Origin of the sequence: Paraburkholderia phymatum, assembly GCF_038900715.1 — a bacterium.
Lineage (GTDB): Bacteria > Pseudomonadota > Gammaproteobacteria > Burkholderiales > Burkholderiaceae > Paraburkholderia > Paraburkholderia phymatum_A.
In genome coordinates this window covers 122,591-145,402 of the sequence record NZ_JAYMRZ010000016.1, presented here as the reverse complement: position 1 = coordinate 145,402, position 22,812 = coordinate 122,591, and the positions used below count along the sequence as shown (strand labels likewise).

The 22,812-nt window shown below is 63.3% G+C and carries 28 protein-coding genes; 16 read left to right on the top strand and 12 right to left on the bottom strand.

Annotation, left to right across the window (positions count from 1 at the left end):
• Positions 1-11: 11 nt before the first annotated feature.
• Both ahpF and ahpC read right to left on the bottom strand, forming a co-directional pair.
• Positions 12-1,604, bottom strand: a complete 1,593-nt coding sequence (ahpF, locus tag VSR68_RS26840) for an alkyl hydroperoxide reductase subunit F (RefSeq protein ID WP_342942730.1) — start codon at positions 1,602-1,604, stop codon at positions 12-14.
• Positions 1,605-1,800: 196 nt separating this feature from the next.
• The gene (gene ahpC, locus VSR68_RS26835; protein ID WP_342942729.1) at positions 1,801-2,364 is read right to left on the bottom strand and encodes an alkyl hydroperoxide reductase subunit C; all 564 of its coding nucleotides are present in this window, start codon (positions 2,362-2,364) and stop codon (positions 1,801-1,803) included.
• Positions 2,365-2,592: 228 nt separating this feature from the next.
• Between ahpC and VSR68_RS26830 the strand changes: the two genes are divergently transcribed.
• The gene (locus tag VSR68_RS26830; protein ID WP_342942728.1) at positions 2,593-4,962 is read left to right on the top strand and encodes a DNA polymerase II; all 2,370 of its coding nucleotides are present in this window, start codon (positions 2,593-2,595) and stop codon (positions 4,960-4,962) included.
• Between the two features lie 55 nt (positions 4,963-5,017).
• Here the strand turns inward: VSR68_RS26830 and VSR68_RS26825 are convergent, their stop codons facing one another.
• From VSR68_RS26825 to VSR68_RS26815, 3 genes are all read right to left on the bottom strand, one after another.
• Positions 5,018-6,043: a S1C family serine protease gene (locus tag VSR68_RS26825; protein ID WP_342942727.1), complete on the bottom strand. Its 1,026-nt coding sequence runs from the start codon at positions 6,041-6,043 to the stop codon at positions 5,018-5,020.
• 179 nt (positions 6,044-6,222) lie between these two features.
• Entirely contained in the window at positions 6,223-6,414 is a 192-nt protein-coding gene (locus tag VSR68_RS26820; RefSeq protein WP_342942812.1) for a hypothetical protein, read from the bottom strand.
• Between the two features lie 229 nt (positions 6,415-6,643).
• A complete protein-coding gene (locus VSR68_RS26815; RefSeq protein ID WP_342942811.1) occupies positions 6,644-6,856 on the bottom strand; it encodes a hypothetical protein in 213 nt (70 codons plus the stop codon).
• Between the two features lie 398 nt (positions 6,857-7,254).
• Here VSR68_RS26815 and VSR68_RS26810 point away from each other — a divergent pair, with 398 nt between their 5' ends.
• The 3 genes from VSR68_RS26810 (at position 7,255) to VSR68_RS26800 (ending at position 8,193) form a co-directional block, all read left to right on the top strand.
• Positions 7,255-7,545 (top strand): hypothetical protein, encoded by a 291-nt coding sequence (locus tag VSR68_RS26810; protein WP_342942726.1) that lies wholly within the window; start codon positions 7,255-7,257, stop codon positions 7,543-7,545.
• A gap of 66 nt (positions 7,546-7,611) precedes the next feature.
• Entirely contained in the window at positions 7,612-7,755 is a 144-nt protein-coding gene (locus tag VSR68_RS26805; RefSeq protein ID WP_342942725.1) for a hypothetical protein, read from the top strand.
• 129 nt (positions 7,756-7,884) lie between these two features.
• Positions 7,885-8,193 (top strand): hypothetical protein, encoded by a 309-nt coding sequence (locus VSR68_RS26800; RefSeq protein WP_342942724.1) that lies wholly within the window; start codon positions 7,885-7,887, stop codon positions 8,191-8,193.
• A 33-nt stretch (positions 8,194-8,226) separates the two neighbouring features.
• Here the strand turns inward: VSR68_RS26800 and VSR68_RS26795 are convergent, their stop codons facing one another.
• On the bottom strand, positions 8,227-8,604 hold the full coding sequence (locus tag VSR68_RS26795; protein WP_342942723.1) for a DUF427 domain-containing protein: 378 nt from the start codon (positions 8,602-8,604) through the stop codon (positions 8,227-8,229).
• Positions 8,605-9,127: 523 nt separating this feature from the next.
• Here VSR68_RS26795 and VSR68_RS26790 point away from each other — a divergent pair.
• The 3 genes from VSR68_RS26790 (at position 9,128) to VSR68_RS26780 (ending at position 10,582) form a co-directional block, all read left to right on the top strand.
• The gene (locus VSR68_RS26790; protein ID WP_342942722.1) at positions 9,128-9,715 is read left to right on the top strand and encodes a DUF3331 domain-containing protein; all 588 of its coding nucleotides are present in this window, start codon (positions 9,128-9,130) and stop codon (positions 9,713-9,715) included.
• Positions 9,716-9,902: 187 nt separating this feature from the next.
• On the top strand, positions 9,903-10,451 hold the full coding sequence (locus VSR68_RS26785; RefSeq protein WP_342942721.1) for a YbaK/EbsC family protein: 549 nt from the start codon (positions 9,903-9,905) through the stop codon (positions 10,449-10,451).
• Positions 10,448-10,582, top strand: a complete 135-nt coding sequence (locus VSR68_RS26780) for a hypothetical protein (protein WP_342942720.1) — start codon at positions 10,448-10,450, stop codon at positions 10,580-10,582. The genes VSR68_RS26785 and VSR68_RS26780 overlap by 4 nt, the downstream gene beginning before the upstream one ends.
• A gap of 29 nt (positions 10,583-10,611) precedes the next feature.
• Here VSR68_RS26780 and wrbA read toward each other — a convergent pair whose 3' ends face one another.
• Both wrbA and VSR68_RS26770 read right to left on the bottom strand, forming a co-directional pair.
• A complete protein-coding gene (gene wrbA / locus VSR68_RS26775) occupies positions 10,612-11,211 on the bottom strand; it encodes an NAD(P)H:quinone oxidoreductase (RefSeq protein WP_342942719.1) in 600 nt (199 codons plus the stop codon).
• Between the two features lie 174 nt (positions 11,212-11,385).
• The gene (locus VSR68_RS26770) at positions 11,386-12,093 is read right to left on the bottom strand and encodes an MgtC/SapB family protein (protein WP_342942718.1); all 708 of its coding nucleotides are present in this window, start codon (positions 12,091-12,093) and stop codon (positions 11,386-11,388) included.
• A 382-nt stretch (positions 12,094-12,475) separates the two neighbouring features.
• On the opposite strand from VSR68_RS26770, the gene VSR68_RS26765 reads away from it, so the two are divergent.
• Genes VSR68_RS26765 through VSR68_RS26755 form a run of 3 tightly spaced genes read left to right on the top strand, consistent with a single transcriptional unit; the run spans position 12,476 to position 13,754 of the window.
• The gene (locus VSR68_RS26765; protein WP_342942810.1) at positions 12,476-12,844 is read left to right on the top strand and encodes a hypothetical protein; all 369 of its coding nucleotides are present in this window, start codon (positions 12,476-12,478) and stop codon (positions 12,842-12,844) included.
• Positions 12,845-12,858: 14 nt separating this feature from the next.
• Complete coding sequence (locus VSR68_RS26760; protein ID WP_342942717.1) at positions 12,859-13,227, top strand: hypothetical protein; 369 nt, start codon at positions 12,859-12,861, stop codon at positions 13,225-13,227.
• Between the two features lie 32 nt (positions 13,228-13,259).
• The gene (locus VSR68_RS26755) at positions 13,260-13,754 is read left to right on the top strand and encodes a lytic transglycosylase domain-containing protein (RefSeq protein WP_428983595.1); all 495 of its coding nucleotides are present in this window, start codon (positions 13,260-13,262) and stop codon (positions 13,752-13,754) included.
• A gap of 28 nt (positions 13,755-13,782) precedes the next feature.
• Here the strand turns inward: VSR68_RS26755 and VSR68_RS26750 are convergent, their stop codons facing one another.
• The gene (locus VSR68_RS26750; RefSeq protein ID WP_152755753.1) at positions 13,783-14,187 is read right to left on the bottom strand and encodes a helix-turn-helix domain-containing protein; all 405 of its coding nucleotides are present in this window, start codon (positions 14,185-14,187) and stop codon (positions 13,783-13,785) included.
• Positions 14,188-14,830: 643 nt separating this feature from the next.
• On the opposite strand from VSR68_RS26750, the gene VSR68_RS26745 reads away from it, so the two are divergent.
• From VSR68_RS26745 to VSR68_RS26735, 3 genes are all read left to right on the top strand, one after another.
• The gene (locus VSR68_RS26745) at positions 14,831-15,223 is read left to right on the top strand and encodes a hypothetical protein (RefSeq protein ID WP_342942716.1); all 393 of its coding nucleotides are present in this window, start codon (positions 14,831-14,833) and stop codon (positions 15,221-15,223) included.
• A gap of 67 nt (positions 15,224-15,290) precedes the next feature.
• Entirely contained in the window at positions 15,291-15,899 is a 609-nt protein-coding gene (locus tag VSR68_RS26740; RefSeq protein ID WP_342942715.1) for a hypothetical protein, read from the top strand.
• A gap of 92 nt (positions 15,900-15,991) precedes the next feature.
• Positions 15,992-16,219 (top strand): DUF2964 family protein, encoded by a 228-nt coding sequence (locus VSR68_RS26735; protein ID WP_087738636.1) that lies wholly within the window; start codon positions 15,992-15,994, stop codon positions 16,217-16,219.
• A 35-nt stretch (positions 16,220-16,254) separates the two neighbouring features.
• On the opposite strand, the gene VSR68_RS26730 is transcribed toward VSR68_RS26735, so the two are convergent.
• The 3 genes from VSR68_RS26730 to VSR68_RS26720 form a co-directional block, all read right to left on the bottom strand.
• Entirely contained in the window at positions 16,255-16,449 is a 195-nt protein-coding gene (locus VSR68_RS26730) for a YqaE/Pmp3 family membrane protein (RefSeq protein ID WP_087738637.1), read from the bottom strand.
• A 64-nt stretch (positions 16,450-16,513) separates the two neighbouring features.
• Positions 16,514-16,849, bottom strand: a complete 336-nt coding sequence (locus tag VSR68_RS26725) for a YbjQ family protein (protein ID WP_342942714.1) — start codon at positions 16,847-16,849, stop codon at positions 16,514-16,516.
• Between the two features lie 92 nt (positions 16,850-16,941).
• On the bottom strand, positions 16,942-17,664 hold the full coding sequence (locus VSR68_RS26720) for a sulfite exporter TauE/SafE family protein (protein WP_342942713.1): 723 nt from the start codon (positions 17,662-17,664) through the stop codon (positions 16,942-16,944).
• Positions 17,665-17,876: 212 nt separating this feature from the next.
• On the opposite strand from VSR68_RS26720, the gene VSR68_RS26715 reads away from it, so the two are divergent.
• The 3 genes from VSR68_RS26715 (at position 17,877) to VSR68_RS26705 (ending at position 22,793) form a co-directional block, all read left to right on the top strand.
• Positions 17,877-19,031: an acyl-CoA dehydrogenase family protein gene (locus VSR68_RS26715; RefSeq protein ID WP_342942712.1), complete on the top strand. Its 1,155-nt coding sequence runs from the start codon at positions 17,877-17,879 to the stop codon at positions 19,029-19,031.
• A gap of 475 nt (positions 19,032-19,506) precedes the next feature.
• Positions 19,507-21,738, top strand: coding sequence for a DUF3141 domain-containing protein (locus tag VSR68_RS26710; RefSeq protein WP_342942808.1), 2,232 nt, complete (start codon positions 19,507-19,509; stop codon positions 21,736-21,738).
• Positions 21,739-21,839: 101 nt separating this feature from the next.
• Positions 21,840-22,793, top strand: a complete 954-nt coding sequence (locus tag VSR68_RS26705; protein ID WP_342942711.1) for a phosphate acetyltransferase — start codon at positions 21,840-21,842, stop codon at positions 22,791-22,793.
• Positions 22,794-22,812 lie beyond the last annotated feature (19 nt).

Below are 22,812 nucleotides of genomic sequence, written 5' to 3'. Positions count from 1 at the left end.
AGAACCGTCGATCAAGCCTCGGCCAGTTCCGCCGCCTGAGCGTCTTGCGTATCGTCGACGCTCGTACGGATCAGGTGATCGAACGCCGCCAGCGATGCCTTCGCGCCCTCGCCCACGGCGATCACGATCTGCTTGAACGGCACCGTCGTCACGTCGCCGGCGGCGAACACGCCGGGCACGGAAGTCGCGCCCTTTGCGTCGACGACGATCTCGCCGTGCTTCGACAGTTCGACCGTGCCTTTCAGCCATTCGGTGTTCGGCACGAGACCGATCTGCACGAACACGCCTTCGAGTTCGACATGCTTCGACTCGCCCGACGCGCGGTCCGTGTAGGTCAAGCCGTTGACCTTCTTGCCGTCGCCCGTGATTTCAGTCGTTTGCGCCTGCGTGACGACCGTCACGTTCGCGAGGCCGCGCAGCTTGCGTTGCAGCACTTCGTCGGCGCGCAGCGTTGCACCGAATTCGATCAGCGTCACCTGGCTCACGATACCCGCCAGATCGATCGCCGCTTCGACGCCCGAGTTGCCGCCGCCGATCACCGCGACGCGCTTGCCCTTGAAGAGCGGGCCGTCGCAGTGCGGGCAGTACGCGACACCGTGATTGCGATACTCGCGCTCGCCCGGCACGTTGATCTCGCGCCAGCGCGCGCCCGTCGCCAGCAAGATCGTCTTTGCCTTCAGCACTGCACCGCTCGCGAGCCGCACCTCGTTGATGCGCCCCGGAATCAGCGCTTCGGCGCGCTGCACGTCCATCACATCGACTTCATAGCTCGTCACGTGCTGTTCGAGCGCGGTGGCGAACTTCGGCCCTTCCGTTTCCTGCACCGAGACGAAGTTTTCGATCGCGAGCGTATCCAGCACCTGGCCGCCGAAGCGTTCCGCCACCACGCCCGTCTTGATGCCCTTGCGCGCCGAATAGATCGCAGCCGCCGCGCCCGCGGGACCGCCGCCCACGATCAGCACGTCGAACACCGGCTTCTTCTCCAGTTCCTTCGCGGCGCGCGCGCCGGCGTTGGTGTCGAGCTTCGCGAGAATTTCCTTCACGCCGCTGCGGCCCTGGCCGAACACTTCGCCGTTCAGGAACATCGTCGGCACGGCCATGATCTGACGCGACTCGACTTCGTTCTGGAACAGCGCGCCGTCGATCGCCGTGTGGCGGATGCGCGGATTGATCAGCGCCATGATGTTGAGCGCCTGCACGACTTCCGGGCAGTTCTGGCACGACAGCGAGAAGTACGTCTCGAACGCATAGTCGCCGTCGAGCTCGCGGATCTGCTGGATCACCGCATCGTCGAGCTTGATAGGATGGCCGCCCGTTTGCAGCAGCGCGAGCACCAGCGACGTGAACTCATGGCCCATCGGAATGCCGGCGAAGCGGATGCCGGCAGCCTTATCCGGCTCGCCGATCGAAAACGACGGCGTGCGCGCGTCGTCGTCGCGGCGCTCGATCACGCTCACGCGCTCCGACAGCGTTGCAATGTCGTTCAGCAGCGCGATCAATTCCTGCGATTTCGCGCTGTCGTCGAGCGAAGCGACGATCTCGATGGGACGGCTGACTTTCTCGAGGTAGGCTTTGAGTTGGGTCTTCAGATTCGCGTCGAGCATGGTGTTTCGGGTCCGTGGCGAGATGGGAATGGGTGTTTGAATGCCCTGCGCGTTTTTCGACGAAGCGGACGCGCGGCAGTAAAGCAGTTCGCAAGGCGTGACCTTGCGGACTGCTTCACGCGGCGCCACTTCATGCGTGGCGCCGCTTAAAGCAGAGGTACAGCGAAGAGCGTGTGGCTTCTAGCGGACGGGCGGCTTAGATCTTGCCGACGAGGTCCAGCGACGGCGTCAGCGTCTCGGCACCCGGCGTCCACTTCGCGGGGCAGACTTCGCCCGGATGCGCCGCGATGTATTGCGCAGCCTGCACCTTGCGCAGCAGTTCGCCTGCGTCACGGCCGATACCGTTGTCATGGATTTCGCACAGCTTGATGTCGCCTTCCGGGTTGATCACGAACGTGCCGCGCAGCGCCATGCCTTCTTCTTCGATCAGCACGTCGAAGTTGCGCGAGATCGCGAGCGTCGGGTCGGCGATCATCGGGTACTTGATCTTCTCGATCGTGTCCGACGTGTCGTGCCATGCCTTGTGCGTGAAGTGCGTATCCGTCGACACGCTGTAGATTTCAACGCCGATTTTCTTGAACTCTTCGTAGCGATCGGCCAGATCGCCCAGTTCGGTCGGGCACACGAAGGTGAAGTCGGCCGGATAGAACACGACGACGGACCACTTGCCCTTGAAGCTCTCGTCGGTGACGGTCACGAAATCGCCGTTGTGGTATGCGGTGGCCTTGAACGGTTTGACCTGGGTGTTGATGATCGGCATCTGATGCGTCCTCTTCGGTTGAGTTGAGTTGGGTGCTGCGTTGGATTGAAGTATGAAGAAGACGCCGAATTTAATAAATTTGATTGTTACGATACAATCAATTTAGATTTTCTATCAATCGGCCAAACCTGGCCCGAACGCCCGTCAGGTAAGGGAAAGCGGCCGGGGCGCGCGCCTTCTGTCGCGGGTAGAATGGCGGCAAAAAGTGTCCGCGCAGGGGTTTTCAGCTTGTCCGAGCTTCAACAGGGGTTTCTTCTCACCCGCCATTGGCGCGATACGGCCGCCGGGACGGAAATCGAGTTCTGGCTCGCCACCGACGACGGTCCGCGCCACGTCCGCCTGCGCCCGCAGCCATGCGTCGCGTTCATTCCCGCCGCGCAGCGCGAGCGCGCGCAAGCCGTGTTGCATCGTGAGAAGAACGTCGAATTGCGCGAACTCGACCTGTGCGATTTCAACCATCGGCCGGTGCTCGGGCTGTATTGCCCGCAATACCGGCAGCTCGTCGCGCTCGAAAAGCGGCTGAAGCAGGGCGGCGTCGACGTGTACGAAGCCGACGTCTTTCCGCACGAGCGGTACATGATGGAGCGGTTCATCACCGCGCCCGTGCTGTTCGGCGGCGAGCCGAATCCCGCCGGCGGCCCGCTGCTGAACGCCGACATGAAGGCCGCGAGCGGCTATCGTCCAAAGCTCAGGCTCGTGTCGCTCGACATCGAAACCAGCGCGCGCGCCGAGCTGTATTCGATTGCGCTCGAAGGCTGCGGGCAGCGTCAGGTGTATATGCTCGGCCCGCAGAACGCTGAGGGCTCAGACCTCGACTTCGCGCTCGAGTATTGCGACACCCGCGCGCAACTGATCAAGCGGATGATCGAATGGTTCGAGCGGCACGATCCCGATGCGATCATCGGCTGGAATCTCGTGCAGTTCGACCTGAAGGTGCTGCGCGATACCGCGGAAGAACACGGCGTGCCGCTGCGCATCGGACGCGGCGGCGCCGTAATGGAGTGGCGCGAGCACGGCCTCAAGCAGAACCATTTCTTCGCGGGTGCGGCGGGGCGGCTGATCATCGACGGCATCGAGGCGCTGCGTTCCGCGACGTGGAGCTTTCCGTCGTTCAGCCTCGAATACGTCGCGCAGGCAGTGCTCGGCGAAGGCAAGTCGATCGACAACCCGTATCAGCGGATGGACGAAATCCAGCGACGCTTCGACGAAGACAAGCCCGCGCTCGCCCGCTACAACCTGAAGGACTGCGAGCTCGTCACGCGCATCTTCGAGAAGACGGAGCTGCTGCCGTTCCTGCTCGAACGCGCGACCGTCACGGGACTGCCCGCCGATCGCAGCGGCGGATCGGTCGCCGCGTTCACGCACCTGTACATGCCGCGCATGCACCGGCTCGGCTACGTCGCGCCGAATCTCGGCGACGTCGCGGGCGCGGCGAGCCCAGGCGGCTTCGTGATGGATTCGAAGCCCGGCCTCTACGACTCCGTGCTCGTGCTCGACTACAAGAGCCTGTATCCGTCGATCATCCGCACGTTTCTGATCGATCCCGTCGGCCTCGTCGACGGCGTGCGCCATCCCGACGACGCGCATTCGGTGCCCGGCTTTCTCGGCGCGCGCTTTTCGCGCACGCGCCACTGCCTGCCGTCGATCGTCGCGCAAGTGTGGGAAGGACGCGAGGCCGCGAAGCGCGAGAAAAACAGGCCGCTGTCGCAGGCGCTGAAGATCATCATGAATGCGTTCTACGGCGTGCTCGGCTCGACGGGTTGCCGCTTCTTCGATCCGCGGCTCGCGTCGTCGATCACGATGCGCGGCCACGAGATCATGCATCGCACGCGCGAGCTGATCGAAGCGAGCGGCTACACAGTGATCTACGGCGATACCGATTCGACCTTCGTCTGGCTCAGGCACGCGCATGACGAAGAAGACGCTGCGCGCATCGGGCGCGAGCTGGTCGGCGAGATCAACGCGTGGTGGCGAGAGCACGTGCGCGAGCGATTCGGTCTGGAAAGCGCGCTCGAACTGCAATTCGAGCGGCACTACAAGCGCTTTTTCATGCCGACCGTGCGCGGCGCGGAAGAAGGCAGCAAGAAGCGCTACGCGGGCCTGACGGTATCCGCCGACGGCAGCGAGGAAGTCGTCTACAAGGGGCTCGAAACCGTGCGCACCGACTGGACGCCGCTCGCACAGCGCTTTCAACAGGAACTGTATCTGCGCATCTTCAAGCAGCAGCCGTATCGCGACTACGTGCGCGATTATGTGCGGCGCACGCTCGCGGGCGAGTTCGACGATCTGCTCGTCTATCGCAAGCGGCTGCGCCGGCCACTCTCCGACTACGAGCGCAACGTGCCGCCGCACGTGCGCGCCGCGCGCATCGCCGACGAATTCAACCGGCAGCGCGGCCGCCCATTGCAGTATCAGAACGGCGGCTGGATCAGCTACGTGATGACGAGCGGCGGTCCCGAACCGCTGGAGACGCTGCGCTCGGACATCGACTACGAGCACTACCTGACGCGCCAGCTCCAGCCCGTCGCCGATGCGATCCTGCCGTTGCTGCGCGACGATTTCACGACGCTCGCGTCAGGCCAGCGGCAGCTCTTTTAGGCCGCTGTTTAGACCGTTTTTAGCCCGCTTTTAGGCCATTTTTTTTGGCCGTTTTTTAGGCCGTCTGCTCGACAGGCGTCACCGTCAGTTCGACCCGCTGCGTGCCGCGCAGCACGCTCACGTTCACCGCGCGGCCGATCTTCGTGCCGTCGAGCGCGCGCTGCAACGTATCGACGCCATCGACGATCTGCCCGTCGATCGCAACGATCGTATCGTCGGTGCGCAAGCCGCCCGATGCGGCGGGACTGCCCTTGACGATCTCCATCACGCGCACGGCGCTGTCCGAAGTCAGATCGAAATAGCGCTGCACGCGGCGCGGCAGCGCCGTCGCCGTCCCGGCCACGCCGATGTACGCGCGCCGCACGCGGCCATGCGCGAAGATCTGCATGATGACCCACTTGGCCGTGTCGATGGCCGTCGCGAAGCTGATCGACTGCGCGCCCGGAATGATCGCCGTGTTCACGCCAATCACCTGCCCCGCCGAATTGATCAGCGGACCGCCCGAGTTGCCGGGATTGAGCGCGGCGTCCGTCTGGATCACGTCGTAGATCATGCGGCCTGAATTCGAGCGCAGCGAGCGGCCGAGCGCCGACACGACGCCCGCCGTGACCGTCTGCTCGAGCCCGAGCGGATTGCCGACGGCAATCGCGATCTGACCGACGCGCAGCTTGCCCGATTCGCCGAGCGCGACATGCGGCAGCGGCTCCGGCGAGCCGATGCGCAGCACGGCCAGATCGCTGTGCGGATCGTCGCCGACGAGATCGGCGTCGAACCTGGTGCCATCGGCGAGCTGCACGCGGATATGCGTCGCGCCGTGCACGACGTGGCTGTTGGTGAGCAGGTAGCCATCGGGCGTGAAGATGAAACCGGAGCCGGTGCCCGCGCGCGCGTGGCGCTCCGGCGCGCCCGGCACGCGGCGCTCGACGGTGATGAAGACGACGGCCGCCCGCACCCGTTCGAGCGCTTCGATGACGGTGCGCGAATAGGCGTCGAGGAGTGCGTCGTCGTCGGACGATCCGGGCGCGGCGGCGTTCAGCGCGGCACCCGACGGATCGTCGATAAAACGGGGACGGCTTCCCATGAGAAGGCTCCGGATTGGCGAGAGCCAGACATGCGGGGCAAGCAAGCCGTTTTCAAGCGGACGCGGCCAGCGTTGGAGGCCGGCCGCGAGAGTGGGAATGGCGAATTGGCGTCTGATGCGGGGCGTCTGATGCGGGGCGTCTGATGCGGGGCGTCTGATGCGGGGCGTCTGATGCAGCGTCAGATGAGCTTCAGATTGCGAATGCGGCCGATGCGCGGCGAGCGTTCGAGAATCAGCTTTTCGATGACTTCGGGCAGCAGCGCCCTGGGAATATTCGACGGCACATCCGACACCAGTTGCGCCGGCACATTCACGATGAAGTCGTCGGGGGCGGTGGCGAGGCTGTGCTCGTAGGTAACGCGGTAGTCCATGCTCGGTGTGAAAACGTAGGTGGCGTTGCGGAGTCGTTGCGTGGCGAGAGCCGGGTATGTCGGGCGTTCCCGGCCCCATGATCGTACCTCAGACACAGCGGCGCCGCCGTCATGCGCGCGCGCAACAGCGGCGCCGAATGCCCGATGCGCGCCGTTCACTGATGCTCTATCCGTTTGGCATTTCTCCCGTACAATCGCGCGCGGCGCATCAGCGCATGCAGCCCGCCGCTTAGCGATGCCAGCCGCCATGGCCCCATCCGCCGTGGCCCCAGCAGCAGCTATAGCCGACGCCGACGCTCACCGACGGTCCCGCGTAATATCCCGGCGCGTAGCCGTAGCCGTAGTCCGGTGCATACGCATAACCATAAGGCGGTGCGACGACGCAGCCCCCCAGCCCGATCGTCGCGGTGACGACGGCTGCCAGCGTCAGTAATTTTTTCATCATGGTTCTCCTTCTCCTTGTGACATTGGAGCAGACGCTGCAGAAACTGTTCGCAAACAGTTGTGACCGCACATTACGGCACGCCCACAGAGCGTGCGCGAGCCACACACTTATGACCCGCGCAATAACAGGCGCCGACGCAACCCAGGGCCAGCCCTTGCAGACCGCGCGATAACAGTTGCTTACTATTCGTCCGAAGTGCAAAAGAGAGCGTGTGTGTGCATAGCTGGATAATCGCAGCGCGCGATCACCGGCCTTTTCGCGGCCCGATTGCTCAGCGGAATGCGAGGTTGGCGCAGTCATGCCGGAATGGGTCGAAAACCGGCCTCTGTTCGACGAATTGAAAAGGAGTCCCGCGGCGCACACTTCAATCGTGCTGGTGCACCGAGGAGCCTGAGATGTCTTACCGATACAACAGAAATCCTGAGTTCGAGACCGGCTCGCCGGAAGCCTCGGTGCCGGAATGCAACAGCGGGACGGAATTCGCGGAGGAAGATCTGATGCGCGGCCTGCAACTAGCCTCGGACACCGTGCTGCGCCTTGCCACCCAGACGCACGCCGCCGTGTCGCGCGGCGACGCGGCAAGCGCGGAACTGGCGCGCATGTCGCTGGAAAAGCAGATCGAGCTGACCACGCGCCTGATCGACGAGCTTCTGTTCGACGGCGAGGATCATCACACCGTGCATTGACCGGCAGCTATCGCGGCCGGACGGGCAGTACGTAACCGCAGTCCTGTTTTACTGGAATGATCTGAAATGAGCGCTTTGACCGTTATTTTTTGCGTCTGGACCCTGGTGGCGTTGTGCGCGGTCTTCTTCATCCGCGGCGCGAGCGCGCGTATCGAACAGCCCGCCGAGGTGAGGCCGGCGCAGCCGTCGCGCTACTCGATCGCCGAGTAACGCTTGCATCGATTCGGCGCGGGCGCCCGTTGACGCCCTCGCCGCTCTTTTCGCTTTCCCACTTTCGCTAGCCGTCGCGCGCAGCGACGGCAGCAACGCCCGCCCTTCCCGCACAGCCGGCCCCGGCCAGTGCAAACGCTCGACGGTGATCTGCCGTCGCTACGCACAGCCCCAAAACGCATCGAGCATGTCGCGGATATCGCGGTCGGTGAAATCGGCACGCTCCGCGTCGATCAGCATGGTCGCGCGGGTCGGAAACATGTCGGCTGCCTGAATGCGCGCGACGATGCCGCGCATGCGTTCGTGCGCGCTTTATTTTTGTCATTTGTGTCACGCTTGATCGCGCTGTCGAACACACTTCAAACGCTGACGATGCGCGCCGGCATCGCGCCGCCGGGAACCCTCAGAACCAGAGCCCTTCGATCCGCAAGCGAATGAACCGCCGCGATAGCGGTCCATTCGCGAGTTCTTTTATTGCGCGCCGACCTCGAACGAATCCACGCGATCGCGATAGAACGCGACATGTTCCTTGATCGATGCAACGGCGTCGTAGGGACTCTCGTAAGTCCACACGGCATTGACCGAGCGCTCGCCGCCGATGGGAATGCTGTAGTAGCTGCACTCGCCCTTGTACGGGCAATACGTCGAATGATCGGTGCGTTCGAGCAGCGACATGTCGACGTCCTTGCGCGGAATGTAGAGCACCTCGGGATAAGACGCTTCGTGAAAGGAGAGCGCATCGTTGCTGTCGGCGATCTTGCGCCCCGCCACGGACACGACGACGCGCGAGCCACTCTTTGCAATCGTGATGGGATGATCGGGGCCGGGAACCTTCACTGTCTTGTCCATAACGGTCGTGTCCTTTGCGGTGAGATGAGCTCGTGGCGAACGCCAAAGCGTGGATCGAGTATGGACGCCCGCATTTCGAAGTCAAGGCAAGACCCTGCTCGGCGTAGCTGCTATGGCGCGCATCTGCGCGATTCACCCAGGATTCGTGTGCATATGCATCGACGGAATCGCACGACGGGCAAGCGATTGCACCTACCGCACATCAAAGCGCCCTCATTGTTTGAATTAAATAAATTGAGTGTTCAATTTCGCGGCATTTATCCCGTGATGGCAAGCCGTTAGCATGCTCGCCATATGACCGGCCATTTTTGCCGGCCGTGACAAGCTTATCGCTACGCTGTCTTGCAGCGTGCAGCCGCTCCGTTCGTTCGCCGTCAAGGCGCAACGACGCGCGGCGCATGCGTTTTCGCCCGCGCGCAAACGGCCGGTTTCGCGGCTGCGGGCGGCCGCCAGAAGCAGAACGTAAGGTTCTGTCTTTGCAAAATGGCCGCTTCGAAGGGCCTTGCTTTGAAGAGGAGTCGACGTGAGCAGGATTGGAACTGCAACTGGTACTACAGCCGAACCCAGGCGTCCCGCCCACGCAAACCGGCGCAACAGTACCGAAGTCGAACTGCGCCGCACACAGGCGCTTTATGCCGACGTAGGACGCGAGGCGGCGAGCGGCGGCTCGGCGCCCGCGAAGCCTGGTCTGCGCGACCCGTGGACGACGACCATCTCGCGGCTAGGCAAGTCGCCTTCGCAGGACAGCAGGGCCGCATCGTCCGACAAATGCGACAACGGCGCCTGCGCGGCGCGCGCGGCCCGGCGCAACGCGAATGCCGAGCGCGCGCGATCGCAAACGGCATCGGACGAGCACAGCGCCGCCGTCATCACATTCGTCGAACGTTTCGGCGCGAAGTCGGTTTCGATCACGTGGCGCGATTCGACGGCTGGGCGCTACACCGAGCAGTTGTGGGTGCGCCGCATCGCGCGCTCGCGCGGCGTGTGCGCGCTGACGGGCGCGGAGATCGTGCGCGGCGATGCCGTCTATGGACCGTTCAGCCGCCCTTCGAGCCGCCCGCGCAACATGTCGCAGATGATTCTCGCCACACTGCTCGACGATCTCGAGTGATGCGACGGCTTCTCTCTCTCGAAGAAAGAAGTCTGCCCTTCTGAACGTTGCGCACGCACCGGTCCGCAATCGGCTTGATCCGCGCATGAACAGCGATGCGCCACAGCGATGTGCGAATCGGCGGCACGCGGCGGGGAATCGTACAATGTGTGCGCCCTGTCTTCGTCCTCGATCGTTCACATCCATCATGCTTTCGCACGAACCGCTTCAGAAGCTCGACATCATCGCGCCCGATCAGATCGGCGCGCATCTTCCCGCGCACGTCGCCGCATCGATCACAAGCCGCGACATCATCGTGTTCTCCGTCACCGACGATGCATCGGATACCGCCGACTTCAGTTCCCGCTACGGCTTTCCGATGGAAGACTGCGCGAACACGATCGTCGTTCGCTACAAGAAGGATGGCGGCGAGCATCTCGCGGCGCTGGTGACGCTCGGCTCGCTGCGCCTCGACGTGAACGGCGCGGTGAAAGCGGCGCTCGGCGCGAAGCGCATTTCGTTCGCGCAGCGCGAGGTCGCGACGGAACAGAGCGCGATGGAGTTCGGCGGCATTACCGCATTCGGTTTGCCCGCGAGCTGGCGCATTCTCGTCGATGCCGCCGTGATGGAACGTCGGCAAGTAGTGATGGGCGCAGGCATTCGCAAGGCGAAACTGCTGCTCACGCCTGCCGTGCTCGAACAGCTCGACACGGTTGAAATCGCGCAATTGACACTGCCGCCCGGCGAGACTGCGTGACGCGCAATCAACCGGTTGAACTTGCAACGTTATCCCTGCAAGCACGCGTCAGCGGCTTTCGCGCACTGAACGACGCAACTGCATTTCGTGCGCTGCGCGTTCAGTCCACCAATCCATTTGCAATCGAATGACCGCAAATCGACCGCAATAAGAACGCCGCTCAGCCAAACAGCTTCGCCGCCGTCTTCGCGACGATCGCTCCCTGATGCCGTGCGCCTTCGAGATCGATCGCACTGGGTTGCCGCGAGCCGTCTCCCGATGCAATCGTCGTTGCGCCATACGGCGCGCCGCCGACGATCTCCGTCATGTTCATCATCCCCTGATGGCTGTACGGCAAGCCCACGATGATCAGCCCGAGGTGCATCAGGTTCGTGATGACCGAGAACAGCGTCGTTTCCTGCCCGCCGTGCTGCGTCGCCGTCGATGAAAACGCCGCGCCCACTTTGCCGTTCAGCGCGCCGCGCATCCACAGTCCGCCCGTCTGGTCGAGGAACGCGGCCATTTGCGACGAGATGCGTCCATAACGCGTCGGCGTGCCGACGACGATCGCATCGTATTGCTCGAGATCAGCCACCGTCGCGACGGGCGCCTGCTGATCGAGCTTGAAGTGCGCATTCTTCGCGACCTCTTCGGGAACGGTCTCGGGCACGCGCTTGATGTCGACCTGCGCGCCCGCAGCGCGCGCGCCTTCTGCCATTGCTTCGGCCATCTTTTCGATGTGCCCATACGACGAGTAATAGAGAACGAGAACCTTGGCCATTGTGATCTCCTGAGAAGAGGCGAAGCCGTCGCGCTTCGCGTTGAGAAGCAAGCATGTCATCTTGCCGTGCCGCTCACGATACTCCGGACGCGCAGCGCATGTCTCGCGAGGGTGCCGGTTGGTGCGTGCGCAACGCGTTACCGTGCTTCGCGCAACGCCTTGCAATGCGCTTTCTCACTCGGGCGTCGGCTCGGCCTCCTTCGCGGACCAACTGATGCTCGACACGCCCTTCTCCATGCTGATACGACTTGCCATCAGCTCGAGCTTCCCCTGGTCCTTTGGATGCATGCGCAACGTCGCCGTCACTTCGATACGCGTCGGATCGTCCTCGAAGTCCTGGCTCGTCAGGCTTTGAAACGACAATGGCTGCGAGTACATCGAATTCGACCGCAGCGTGCGAATGTGGATCTCATCCTGTTCGCGGCACACGACTGTCAGCACATATTCGCGCACGAGATCCGCGTTCGATACCGGCGTCGCGTTGATCGCGCGGCTCACTTCGCGCAGCAGCGTATTGGTCGCGAGCACGACGACGGTGCCCGCGAACGCCGGCCCGTAGTGACCCGCGCCGCACAGCACACCGACGGCGGCCGAGCACCACAGCGTCGCCGCCGTGTTGATGCCCTGGATCGAGCCCTTGTCGCGCATGATCACGCCGCCGCCCAGGAAGCCGACGCCCGACACCACATACGCAGCAATCTGCGTGACGCCCGCGACGCCGTTGCCCGTCAGCATGCCGAGCGTGACGAACAGGCACGCGCCGCTCGCCACCAGCGTGATCGTGCGCAGCCCGGCCGTGCGCTGGCGCATCTGGCGTTCCAGACCGATCGCGACGCCGAACGCAAACGCGGCGAGCAGCCGCCAGATGAAATCCGCTGCCATGTCGTTGTTCGCAAGCTGAAAGCCGTGAGGCCGGGATGATGGGGACGCTATCGTGACGCCGCCGTGTTTCACTACTGTGTTACACGAATGTGTTCGGCGGCTGTGTCGCGAATCTGTCACATGGCATCGCGCGCGCAAGGCGGTGAAGCCGCTGTGCGTCTAAGGCGCGCGCCCGCCAACCGCTGAAGAGGCGCGAGACAACCTCACCGTTTTTCCGCGCCCTCGACGGTCAGAGTTTCCTGACGACGACCGTTCCTGAGTCAAGTTTCCCGATTTGCCAAACGTTTGCGGATCGCATATCAAGTTCGCCGCAGCCGTGCCGACAAACCGATGTAGCGTCAACGACTTCTGGGAGCGGTTCGTGAAGCAGCTTGCGTTTTGTATGGTTCTCGTCGCGATGGCCGGTTGCGCGCAATTGCCCACGAACACGGCATCGCAGGCGGACAAGCCGCCCGTGTCGACCGACCTCATCAGCTTCACGATTCCGCCCGACGCGCTCGGCGCCCGTGATCCGCAACTGTCGGCCGTGCTCGCCAAAGCGGGCGCGCTGGCCGCCTCGCAAAAGCAGCCGACGACGATCCTCGTCACCGCCCTCGGCCAGGACCTGCCGTATCTGAATCAGGCCATCTGGCGAGGCGTGCCGTCACAGCATCCGGCGAAGATCAGCCTGGAGAACCTGACGGCGGGCGCGAACCAGCCGTATAGCGTGTCGATCAGGCCAACCGCCGCGACACTCTCCGCGACACCATGAAGGGAAGCCTCGCCATGTTCAGGATCGCTCTCCTCGCGGCGAGCCTCGTGCTCGCCGGCCTAAGCCAGGCCGCTTACGCGGGCCAGCCGGCCGTCGCCGGCACGCTGTCGGCAGGCAGCGCGAACGTTGCGCCGGGCATCTCCGGGCTGCCCGCTGCCGACAAGGTGTATCCGCCGCTGCCGACCCTCTCGATGCTGCCGCCCGTATCCGACGACGATGACGAGCCGGTCGTCGTGCCGAAGCACACGTCGAAAAAGCGCAAGCCGCGCGTCGTCGCCGACGTGAGGCCCACGGCACCCGTCGCGCGCCTCGTCGTCTCCGACGCTTCGCGCATCTACCTGCGCTCGGTCGAAAAGCAGCTCGAACTCGCGATGGCGAAATAACCGCAACGGAGCGTCATACCGTGTCCACTCATGTGTCCGCTCATCGGCTTCCTGCGACGCGCCGTTCGCGCCATCTGCTCAAATGCGCACTCGCCGCGCTCGCGTTGTCCGTGTCGTCGCTGACATGCGACCTCGCGCGCGCCGACGACTGCTTCGAACAGGCAGCCTCCTATCAGGGCGTCAATCCGCTGATTCTGCGCGCGGTCGCGTGGCACGAATCGAAGGGCGACGCGAACGCGATCAATCGCAACGCGAACGGCTCGATCGACGTCGGGCAATTGCAGATCAACTCCGTGCATTTCAGCGACCTGAAACGCCTCGGCATTCCGCATCGCGCGCTCACCGATGCATGCGTGAACATCTATGTCGCCGCATGGCTGATCAAGCAGAAGATGGTCAAGTACGGCAACACGTGGCGCGCGATCGGCGCCTATCACTCGGAGTCGCCGAAAGAGCGCGACTCCTACGCGCGCAGCATCCAGAAGATTCTCGTCGCGTGGGGCGAGCTGTTGCCCGCCGCGCGCTGAAGGCCGCGTCAAGCGGCCTGTCACACGACTATTTGCGTGACTTCGTGAGCCGGTGCCCGAGACCCAGATTGGTCGCAATCTGCCACGTATAGACGCGCGAGTAGCTGACGCCGAACCGCGCGCGTATCAGTTCGCGCAGACGGTTGCTGGTCCACGCGTCGGACGGGAAACCGTGAACGCTCGCGGGGCCGCTCAACGCGGACGCGATCCATTGCATCGCCGCTTCGTCGAGCACCGACGAACGGCCGCCCACGCTCATCTGCCTCAACGAATCCAGCCCGCCTTCGTTCAGCAGCGCGCGATACTTGCGCACGGTGTTTTCGGAGATGTGCAACTGCGCGGCGACGTCGCTGATCGACGCGCCTTCCATCAGCATCCTGCCCGCGGCGAGTCTGCGCATGACGGTCGGCAATTCTTCGTTTCGTGAAGGCATGAGCGACCTCGTCGATGGTCAGAACACGAGCGCCCGGATTGCCGGATGACGCACATGGCGCAGCAAATGCCAAGCATAAAAAAGACCGATATATGTTTACAGAGCCACTGTGTCTCTCGCCCATGAAATTTCATGAGCATTGAAAAATCATTTAGGGATTTTATTGCGGAATATCCAACAAAAGAAAAGTCATGCGCGTTTCGGTAAACAATAAATCATGGTCATACCTTTCGGGGCGTCCGGATGATTTCTTGAACTTACCGAAATCGTTTGCTAGCATGCTGTAACCATTACTGCATCGCATTGATTCAAGCCTCACGGCCCACACACGGTAGTGTGCCTGCTCCGTTTTCATAAGAAGAACGTTGTGCGGCAATGCGTTTATTTCAGCACGTAATACGTTAGCCGGCGGTCTGTTTTCGGCCAGCCGGCATGATCCGTCACGCCTGTTTTATTTGCTGTTTGTACAGCGATGAGCGCTTGCTTTAAAAAACAAAATACCTGGCGGGCAATTTAATTACATCAGGTCTATTGGCAAAAAAATAGTTTCACTGATAAACGTCATAACAGACTATTTGCAACATGCCATCGTGCGGCATTCGATTCCGTACGCGACGGCGCATTTTCACGCGTGGAGGGCAACATGGAAGTGGAACGGGTTGAACGTATCGTCGTGGCGTTGCGACGCGCCGCCGAGCACGAGCGGCTCCTTACCTATCAGCGCTTTCACGCGATGTTCGGCGCGAGCGATCCGCTCACTGCGCGCTATGACGCACTGGAGCGAGCCGTTGCGTCGCTCGGGGAAGTCTCGACGATCGACTACGGCGTGCTGCTTGCGCTCAGCAACGGCCTGCCCGGCCCCGACTTTTTCCGCCGTTTCCAGAAGCATCGCTACAACGACTACGTGGCCGTGATGGGACCGCCCATTCATCGGCAGTCGATCAAGCGCAAGCGGATGCTGGTGGAAGCCGAACGGCGCCGCGTATACGACGACGCGAGACAGAAGGCAGCAACCCACGCCGCCGAAACAGCATGACCGCTAAAACCGCCACGGCCCCGCACAGGACGATTGGCACACTCAACGCACAAAAGAGGAGTCTCACATGCAACGTGTAGTTCGCGGCTCGATTCGCATCATGGCCATTGCAGCGGCTTGCGCGACGCTGGCCGCGCCCGCCATCGACGCACGCGCGCAGGACAATCCGGCATCTTCGCCCGCTGCGAACGCGGTCGGCACGGCTGCCGTCGCGGAAGTGACCGCGCGCGTCACGCATATCGACACCGACAGGAACGAGGTGACGATCCGCGGCCCGCGCGGCAATTCGATGATCGTCGAAGTCGATCCCGATGTCGGCGACGTGACGAAGCTGAAGGTCGGCGATCAGGTCCACATCTCGTACAAGGGCGCGCTGCTGCTGTCGGCAGACAAGGTCGCCTCGAAGGGCGTGCGCTCGCGCATCGAATCGCAATCGACCACGCCCGTGGAAAGCGGCGCGTCGACGCAAAAGCAGAACATCGAAGTAGTCGCGACCGTGCAGAAGATCGACCACAAGAAGCGCGAGGTGACGCTGCGTGGACCCAACCGCAGCGTGATCCTGCAAGTCGCGCCCGACGTGCCGCTCGACAAGATCAAGGTCGGCGACAGCGTCCGCGCGAACTACGTGTCGGCGACGGCCATCCAGATCACGCGCGACGGCACGCCCATTCAATAACGACCGCTCGGCTTCGACAGCCGGCCCGTTTCGCCCTCGCAGCGAGACGGGCCGGCTCCGGCAGCCAATGCGCTCGCATCATGGTCACTGCGATGCCCATCGAACCCTGGAACTCTCCGAAGCGCCAAGCACGCCGCAAGATGATCTGGAGCAAGGCGCACGTCGTGCTGGCGGCGATCGGCACGCTGTCGGCCGTCGTCGGCATCGCCGTTGCGATCAACGGCGGGCTCGAATTCAACCGCACGAAAGTATTCGTCGGCGTCGGCATCATCGTCGTGTCGACAATTCTTTATGTGTCGATGCTGTTCGTCGACGACTAGCGCCATCGCGGCTCGATGCATGCGCGTGGCGCGGCTTACGTGCGTCGCCCGAGCGCTTCTTCTATCTTCCTGTCGGTCTTGTACTGGCTCAGCGCATACACCGACCAGATTGCGGCGGGCAGCCAGCCGATGATCGTCAGTTGCAGCACGAGGCAGATGATGCCCGCGATCGGACGGCCAATCGTGAAGAACTGGAACCACGGCAAGATCAGGGCAAGCAACAGGCGCATGACATTTCCTTCGGCATCGACTTCGGGTTGAACGTTGGGTTGAACGTTGGATTGAACACTTCGATCACACGTTGCGGCGCACGCGCACTGCCGTGCCGTAACAGAGCACTTCCGTGACGCCCGATGCGATCTCGGTCGCATCGTAACGCATGCCGATGACAGCGTTCGCGCCGAGCTTCTCGGCTTCCGCAAGCATGCGCTCGTATGCATCCAGACGCGCCCGCTCGCACAGCGATGTATAGAGCGAGATGTTGCCGCCGAAGATCGTTTGCAGCCCCGCGCCGATCGCGCCCACCACCGAACGCGAGCGCACGATGATGCCGCGCACGATGCCAAGCGAGCCGTCGACGGTGTAGCCGGGCAAATCGAAAGTCGTGGAGACCATGTTTCGTTCGATCATGTCGTTCCTTTCGTGTCGAGTGATTGCATCGGGTTCAATGGGAACATGCGCGACGTCATGCACGCGTGGCCCCGGCAAGCAAGGCGCGCGGATCAGCGCCCGGCCGCCCACAACAGCGACAGTCCCGACGACAGCATCAGCCCATCGACGACCAGTCTGAACGTGCCGGGACTCATGCGCACGACGATGCGGCGCGCGCAGAACGCGCCCGCCATCAGCGCGGAGCCGACGATCAGCCCGTCCAGCACGACGTGAACGGGCAGCGCGCCGAAGCGGCCGAACGTCATCACCTTGGCCACATACACGCCGACCGAGCCGGCCGCTTCCGTCGCGAGGAACGCGCCCTTCACGAGACCATAACCCATGAACACGGGCACCGTGATCGGACCCGTCGATACGACGATGCCCGTCAGAAAGCCAATGGGCCCGCCGATCAGCGCCAGATGCCACAGCTTGAGACCGATCGAGCGGCGCGTGAGCCAGCGGCGCACCGGCACCATTGCGACGAAGAACACGCCGAGTGCGATCTCGACGGCATGCGGCGGCAGCGCGAGCAGCGTGCGCACGCCGAGCGCCGCGCCCGGCACGGCCGTCGCGCAATACGCGCCGCAAGCGCGCCAGTCGATTTCACGCCACCACGCGAGCACCTTGCCGATGTTGCCCATGATCGCCGCGATCGCCATGACGGGCACGGCCTGCTGCGGGCCGAACATCATCACGAGCACGGGCATCAGCAACATCGACGAGCCCGTGCCGATCACGCCGCTCAACGTCCCCGCCGCCAGGCCGACGGCCAGTACCAACAGATAACCCACGCGTATCCCCGGAAAATGCGCTGGCGCCATGCTACGCGAAAACGGCGGCATCGCAACCGCGTCAAGGACAACGGCAGATAACGGGAAGCAGAAGCGGAAAGCAGAACCGGGAAACAGAACTCGCGCATCGGCAACGAAGCCTGTCCACATGACGAACCGTCGACGGTGCAGGCACAATTGCGACATGACATTGCACACAGGTACTACGAACGATGATCCGCGATCAGGAAACACTGTCCATTCTTCTCGATTCGCTGTCGCGCTTCGTGCGCGAGCGTCTCGTGCCCGCCGAAAACGAAGTCGCCGAAACGGATGAGATTCCCGCGGCCATCGTCAGCGAGATGCGTGAACTGGGTCTCTTCGGTCTGTCGATTCCCGAGGAATACGGCGGCCTCGGCCTGACGATGGAAGAAGAAGTGCTCGCCGCATTCGAGATCGCGAGGACGTCGCCCGCGTTCCGCTCGCTGATCGGCACGAACAACGGCATCGGCTCGCAAGGGCTCATCATCGACGGCACCGACGAACAGAAGCGCCACTATCTGCCGAAGCTCGCATCGGGCGAACTGATCGCATCGTTCGCGTTGACCGAGCCGAATTCAGGTTCCGACGCCGCATCGCTGCGCACGACGGCCGTGCGCGACGGCGATCATTACGTGATCAATGGCACCAAGCGCTTCATTACCAACGCACCGGAAGCGGGCATCTACACGGTGATGGCGCGCACGAACCCGGACGTCAAGGGCGCAAGCGGCATCTCGGCATTCATCGTCGAGAAGGGCACGCCGGGCCTGTCGCTCGGCAAGATCGACAGGAAGATGGGCCAGAAAGGCGCACATACCTGCGACGTGATCTTCGAGAACTGCCGCGTGAGCGCCGCGAACATCATCGGCGGCAAGGAAGGCGTCGGGTTTAGGACCGCAATGAAAGTGCTCGACAAAGGACGCCTGCACATCTCGGCGATCTGCGTCGGCGCGGCCGAACGCATGCTCGACGACGCGCTGCGCTACGCGATGGAGCGCAAGCAGTTCGGCCAGCCGATCGCCGAATTCCAGCTCGTGCAGGCGATGCTCGCCGACAGCCGCGCGGAAATCTACGCCGCGCGCTCGATGGTGCTCGATGCCGCGCGCCGCCGCGACAACAAGGAGGACGTGTCGACGGAAGCGTCGTGCTGCAAGCTCTTTGCATCGGAGATGTGCGGACGTGTCGCGGATCGCGCGGTGCAGATCCACGGCGGCGCGGGTTATGTTTCCGACTATGCCGTCGAGCGCTTCTATCGCGACGTGCGCCTCTTCCGCATTTACGAAGGCACGTCGCAGATCCAGCAGCTCGTGATCGCGCGCAACATGATTCGCGACGCAAGCCGTTGATGCATCGATCGCGCACAGCTCAGCGCATACAAAGTGGACGGCGCATGTCGTCCACTCTTTGCACTGTTTCCACGCTTTCCACGCTTTCATTCCGCCCCTTCAGGCAGGCATCGCTTTTTGATTGCCAGAAAAAACATCCCGACCTAAACTGCTTTGATGACGCAACGCAACAAGCCTCTTCGCGCGCGTATCGCGCGTCCGATGGTCGCGTTCACACTCGCGTCATGCTACTGCCATCTTTATCGCTGATCTTGATCGAAGCCGCGCCTCGATGAGGCGTGTTGAAGTCTCGCCCTGGTTTCAGGCGCGTGACCCAGTGCAACGATGCACGCCTGGTGTACGAGTTCGATGTACATGTGATGCGTGCAAGGCGCGCGTCGCATGGGACCGTGGCACCGACTCTTTGAGGGAGTTCGAAGCGACCATGAATCAGTCTCTCCCGACATCCGTTTCGTCCAGCTTTTCCATTCCGCCGATGCCCTTCGCGTCGATGCCGGGCAATCTGCTGACGCAAGCCTCCGCCTATGCAGTCGATGCATGGCAGCGCAGCGTGCTGTTTGCCGACGTGATGCGCGAGCGCGGCAATCAATATCAGTCGCACTTGCAGGAACGCGTGCCCAACGTGCTCGACTTCGACAGGGAACTGATCGTCGACGGGCGGCAGTTGCCGCGCCCCGTCAACTACGGCCTCGTTCGCATCGTGCCGCCCGATGACATGAAGCCCGACCGCGAACTCGCGGACGGACACGATCCCGGCCGTCTGCGTCCGTTCGTCGTCGTCGACCCGCGCGCGGGACACGGCCCGGGCATTGGCGGCTTCAAGCGCGAAAGCGAAATCGGCGCGGCGCTGCGCGCGGGGCATCCGTGCTATTTCATCGGCTTTTTGCCCGACCCCGTGCCGGGACAAACAGTCGAAGACGTGATGCATGCAGAAGCGGCGTTCCTCGAAAAAGTGATCGAGCGGCACCCCAACAGTCCCGGCAAGCCCGCCGTGATCGGTAATTGCCAGGCAGGCTGGCAAGTGCTGATGACAGCCGCGATGCGCCCCGATCTGTTCGGCCCGATCATTGTCGCGGGCGCGCCCGTGTCGTATTGGGCCGGCTGGCGCGGCAAGAATCCGATGCGCTATTCGGGCGGCATGCTGGGCGGCTCGTGGCTCACGGCACTGACGGGCGATATCGGCGATGGCCGCTTCGACGGCGCGTGGCTCGTGGAGAACTTCGAGAACCTGAATCCCGCCAATACGCTGTGGACGAAGCAGTACAACCTCTACGCGAACATCGACACGGAAGGGCCGCGCTATCTCGGCTTCGAAAAGTACTGGGGCGGCCACGTGTTCCTGAACGCGGGCGAAATGCAGTACATCGTCGACAACCTGTTCGTCGGCAACCGGCTCGTCAAGGGCGAGATCGTGACAGCGGACGGCGTGCGGCTCGATCTGCGCAATATCCGTTCGCCGATCGTCGTGTTCTGCTCGTATGGCGACAACATCACGCCGCCGCCGCAGGCGCTCGGCTGGATCACCGATCTCTATCGCGACGACGCCGATCTGCTCGGCCACGATCAGACCATCGTCTACGCGACGCACGACAGCATCGGCCACCTGGGCATCTTCGTGTCGAGCAGCACGGGACGCAAGGAGCATCGCGAATTCGTCAGCAATATCGACCTGATCGACCTGCTGCCGTCCGGCCTCTATGAAGCGCACATCGGCGCGAAGACGGACGCGACCGAACACACGGACCTCGTGATCGGCGACAACGTGCTGTCGATTTCGCCGCGCACGGTCGCCGATGTCCGCGAGATCGTGCAGCCCGATCCGGAGAGCGACCGGCGCTTCGCAACGGCCGCGTATCTGTCGCGCTTCAATCTCGGGCTGTACCGCAGCATCATGCAGCCGTGGGTGCACGCAGGCGTGATGCCATGGATGGCCGATTTCGCGAGCAAGCTGCATCCGCTGCGCGTGACCTACGAGCTGTGGTCCGATCGCAATCCGCTGGCCTCGTCGGTTGCGCAGGCCGCGCAAAGCGTGAAGGAAGCCCGCGCGCCCATCGAGGCCGACAATCCGTTCCTGCAGATGCAGACGTTCATGTCGAACGCGATCGAAGCATCGCTCGACTACTACCGCGACATGCGCGACGCCGCCGTCGAGCAGATGTTCGAAACGGTGTACGGCGCGCCCTGGCTGCAGGCGTTTGCGGGTCTTCCGCCCCGCACGGATGGCGCGAAAGCGGCGGCACTGACGGAACCCGGCGACACGGAAGAGCGCGAAGCATCGATCGTCGCCGAGCACGCGCGTCTGCGCAACGACATGACGGAAGGCGGCCTTCTCGAAGCGAGCGTGCGTGCACTGCTCTACGTCAAGCGCACGCACGGCGAAGCGGACGAGCGCCGCTTCAACCTCGCGCGCGAAATGCTCAGCACGCTATCGGATCAGGGCATCCTGGCGTTCAAGCACGTCGTACGCGAGCAGGCCGCGTTGCTGCGCCTCGACACGGAAGCGGCAATCGAAGCGCTGCCCGGCTTGCTGGCCGACGCGTCCGCCACGCACATCCGCAACGCCGCGCGCGACATCGACAAGATCAGCACGGCACTGCCGCTCGACGACAACGAACGCGCCGATCTCGCCCGCGTGCTGACGATTTTCGAATCGGCGTCGAAGAAGAAAACGGCGCGGCGCACGGAAGCGGGCCAACAGGTCGAATGAACGAAGCATCGGCGCAGCGCGAGCGGGCAGCCACAGCCCGCCGCGCGCATCGACGATGCGGGATCGCTTTTCACACGATGGCACATGCGAGGGCACACACGATGGAACCCCAGCGCGAACACAAGCGCGAAAAGTACGAGCGTCTCGTCGACTTTGCCGCAAGCCTTCCGCCGACGCCGACAGCCGTCGCGCATCCTTGCGATCACGATTCGCTGTCGGCCGTGGTCGAAGCCGCGCGCCTCAAGCTGATCGCGCCGATTCTCGTCGGACCGCGCGCGAAGATCGAGGCGGCCGCGAAGGAAGGCGATCTCGATCTCGGCGACCTGCCCATCGTCGATGCGCCGCACAGTCACGCGGCCGCCGAATGCGCGGTGCGCCTCGTGCACGAAGGCAAGGCACAGGCGCTAATGAAAGGGTCGCTGCACACGGACGAGCTGATGGCCGCCGTGGTCGCGCGCGATACGGGCCTGCGCACGGAGCGGCGCGTGAGCCACTGCTTCATCATGGACGTGCCGGGCCGCGAAGATGCCCTCATCATCACGGACGCCGCCGTCAACATCTCGCCGACGCTCGACGAAAAGCGCGACATCGTGCAGAACGCAATCGACCTCGCGCATGCGCTGCGTTTTCCGGAGGCGCGCGTGGCGATCCTGTCGGCGATGGAAACGGTCAACTCGAAAGTACCGTCGACGCTCGAAGCCGCCGCGCTCTGCAAGATGGCCGACCGCGGACAGATCACGGGCGGCGTTCTCGACGGCCCGCTCGCGCTCGACAACGCGATCAGTGAAGAGGCCGCGAAGATCAAAGGCATCGTGTCGCCCGTCGCGGGCCATGCGAACGTGCTCGTCGTCCCCGATCTCGAAGCGGGCAACATGCTCGCGAAGAGCCTCACGTTTCTCGCGGGCGCGGACGCGGCCGGCATCGTGCTCGGCGCGAAGGTGCCCATCATCCTGACGAGCCGCGCCGACTCGGTGATCACGCGGCTCGCTTCGTGCGCGGTCGCGTCGATGGTCGCGCTCGCACGGCGCGAGCAGCCTGCGGCCGCCATCGTCTGAGAACGTTTGAGGAACCGGC

Excerpts from the sequence above, each read along its gene's own strand:
- ahpF (WP_342942730.1), bottom strand. The coding sequence starts at position 1,604 with ATGCTCGACGCGAATCTGAAGACCCAACTCAAAGCCTACCTCGAGAAA.
- ahpC (WP_342942729.1), bottom strand. The coding sequence starts at position 2,364 with ATGCCGATCATCAACACCCAGGTCAAACCGTTCAAGGCCACCGCATAC.
- VSR68_RS26825 (WP_342942727.1), bottom strand. The coding sequence starts at position 6,043 with ATGGGAAGCCGTCCCCGTTTTATCGACGATCCGTCGGGTGCCGCGCTG.
- VSR68_RS26820 (WP_342942812.1), bottom strand. The coding sequence starts at position 6,414 with ATGGACTACCGCGTTACCTACGAGCACAGCCTCGCCACCGCCCCCGAC.
- VSR68_RS26815 (WP_342942811.1), bottom strand. The coding sequence starts at position 6,856 with ATGAAAAAATTACTGACGCTGGCAGCCGTCGTCACCGCGACGATCGGG.
- VSR68_RS26810 (WP_342942726.1), top strand. The coding sequence starts at position 7,255 with ATGTCTTACCGATACAACAGAAATCCTGAGTTCGAGACCGGCTCGCCG.
- VSR68_RS26805 (WP_342942725.1), top strand. The coding sequence starts at position 7,612 with ATGAGCGCTTTGACCGTTATTTTTTGCGTCTGGACCCTGGTGGCGTTG.
- VSR68_RS26795 (WP_342942723.1), bottom strand. The coding sequence starts at position 8,604 with ATGGACAAGACAGTGAAGGTTCCCGGCCCCGATCATCCCATCACGATT.
- VSR68_RS26785 (WP_342942721.1), top strand. The coding sequence starts at position 9,903 with ATGCTTTCGCACGAACCGCTTCAGAAGCTCGACATCATCGCGCCCGAT.
- wrbA (WP_342942719.1), bottom strand. The coding sequence starts at position 11,211 with ATGGCCAAGGTTCTCGTTCTCTATTACTCGTCGTATGGGCACATCGAA.
- VSR68_RS26770 (WP_342942718.1), bottom strand. The coding sequence starts at position 12,093 with ATGGCAGCGGATTTCATCTGGCGGCTGCTCGCCGCGTTTGCGTTCGGC.
- VSR68_RS26765 (WP_342942810.1), top strand. The coding sequence starts at position 12,476 with ATGGTTCTCGTCGCGATGGCCGGTTGCGCGCAATTGCCCACGAACACG.
- VSR68_RS26760 (WP_342942717.1), top strand. The coding sequence starts at position 12,859 with ATGTTCAGGATCGCTCTCCTCGCGGCGAGCCTCGTGCTCGCCGGCCTA.
- VSR68_RS26750 (WP_152755753.1), bottom strand. The coding sequence starts at position 14,187 with ATGCCTTCACGAAACGAAGAATTGCCGACCGTCATGCGCAGACTCGCC.
- VSR68_RS26745 (WP_342942716.1), top strand. The coding sequence starts at position 14,831 with ATGGAAGTGGAACGGGTTGAACGTATCGTCGTGGCGTTGCGACGCGCC.
- VSR68_RS26740 (WP_342942715.1), top strand. The coding sequence starts at position 15,291 with ATGCAACGTGTAGTTCGCGGCTCGATTCGCATCATGGCCATTGCAGCG.
- VSR68_RS26735 (WP_087738636.1), top strand. The coding sequence starts at position 15,992 with ATGCCCATCGAACCCTGGAACTCTCCGAAGCGCCAAGCACGCCGCAAG.
- VSR68_RS26730 (WP_087738637.1), bottom strand. The coding sequence starts at position 16,449 with ATGCGCCTGTTGCTTGCCCTGATCTTGCCGTGGTTCCAGTTCTTCACG.
- VSR68_RS26725 (WP_342942714.1), bottom strand. The coding sequence starts at position 16,849 with ATGATCGAACGAAACATGGTCTCCACGACTTTCGATTTGCCCGGCTAC.
- VSR68_RS26715 (WP_342942712.1), top strand. The coding sequence starts at position 17,877 with ATGATCCGCGATCAGGAAACACTGTCCATTCTTCTCGATTCGCTGTCG.
- VSR68_RS26710 (WP_342942808.1), top strand. The coding sequence starts at position 19,507 with ATGCCCTTCGCGTCGATGCCGGGCAATCTGCTGACGCAAGCCTCCGCC.
- VSR68_RS26705 (WP_342942711.1), top strand. The coding sequence starts at position 21,840 with ATGGAACCCCAGCGCGAACACAAGCGCGAAAAGTACGAGCGTCTCGTC.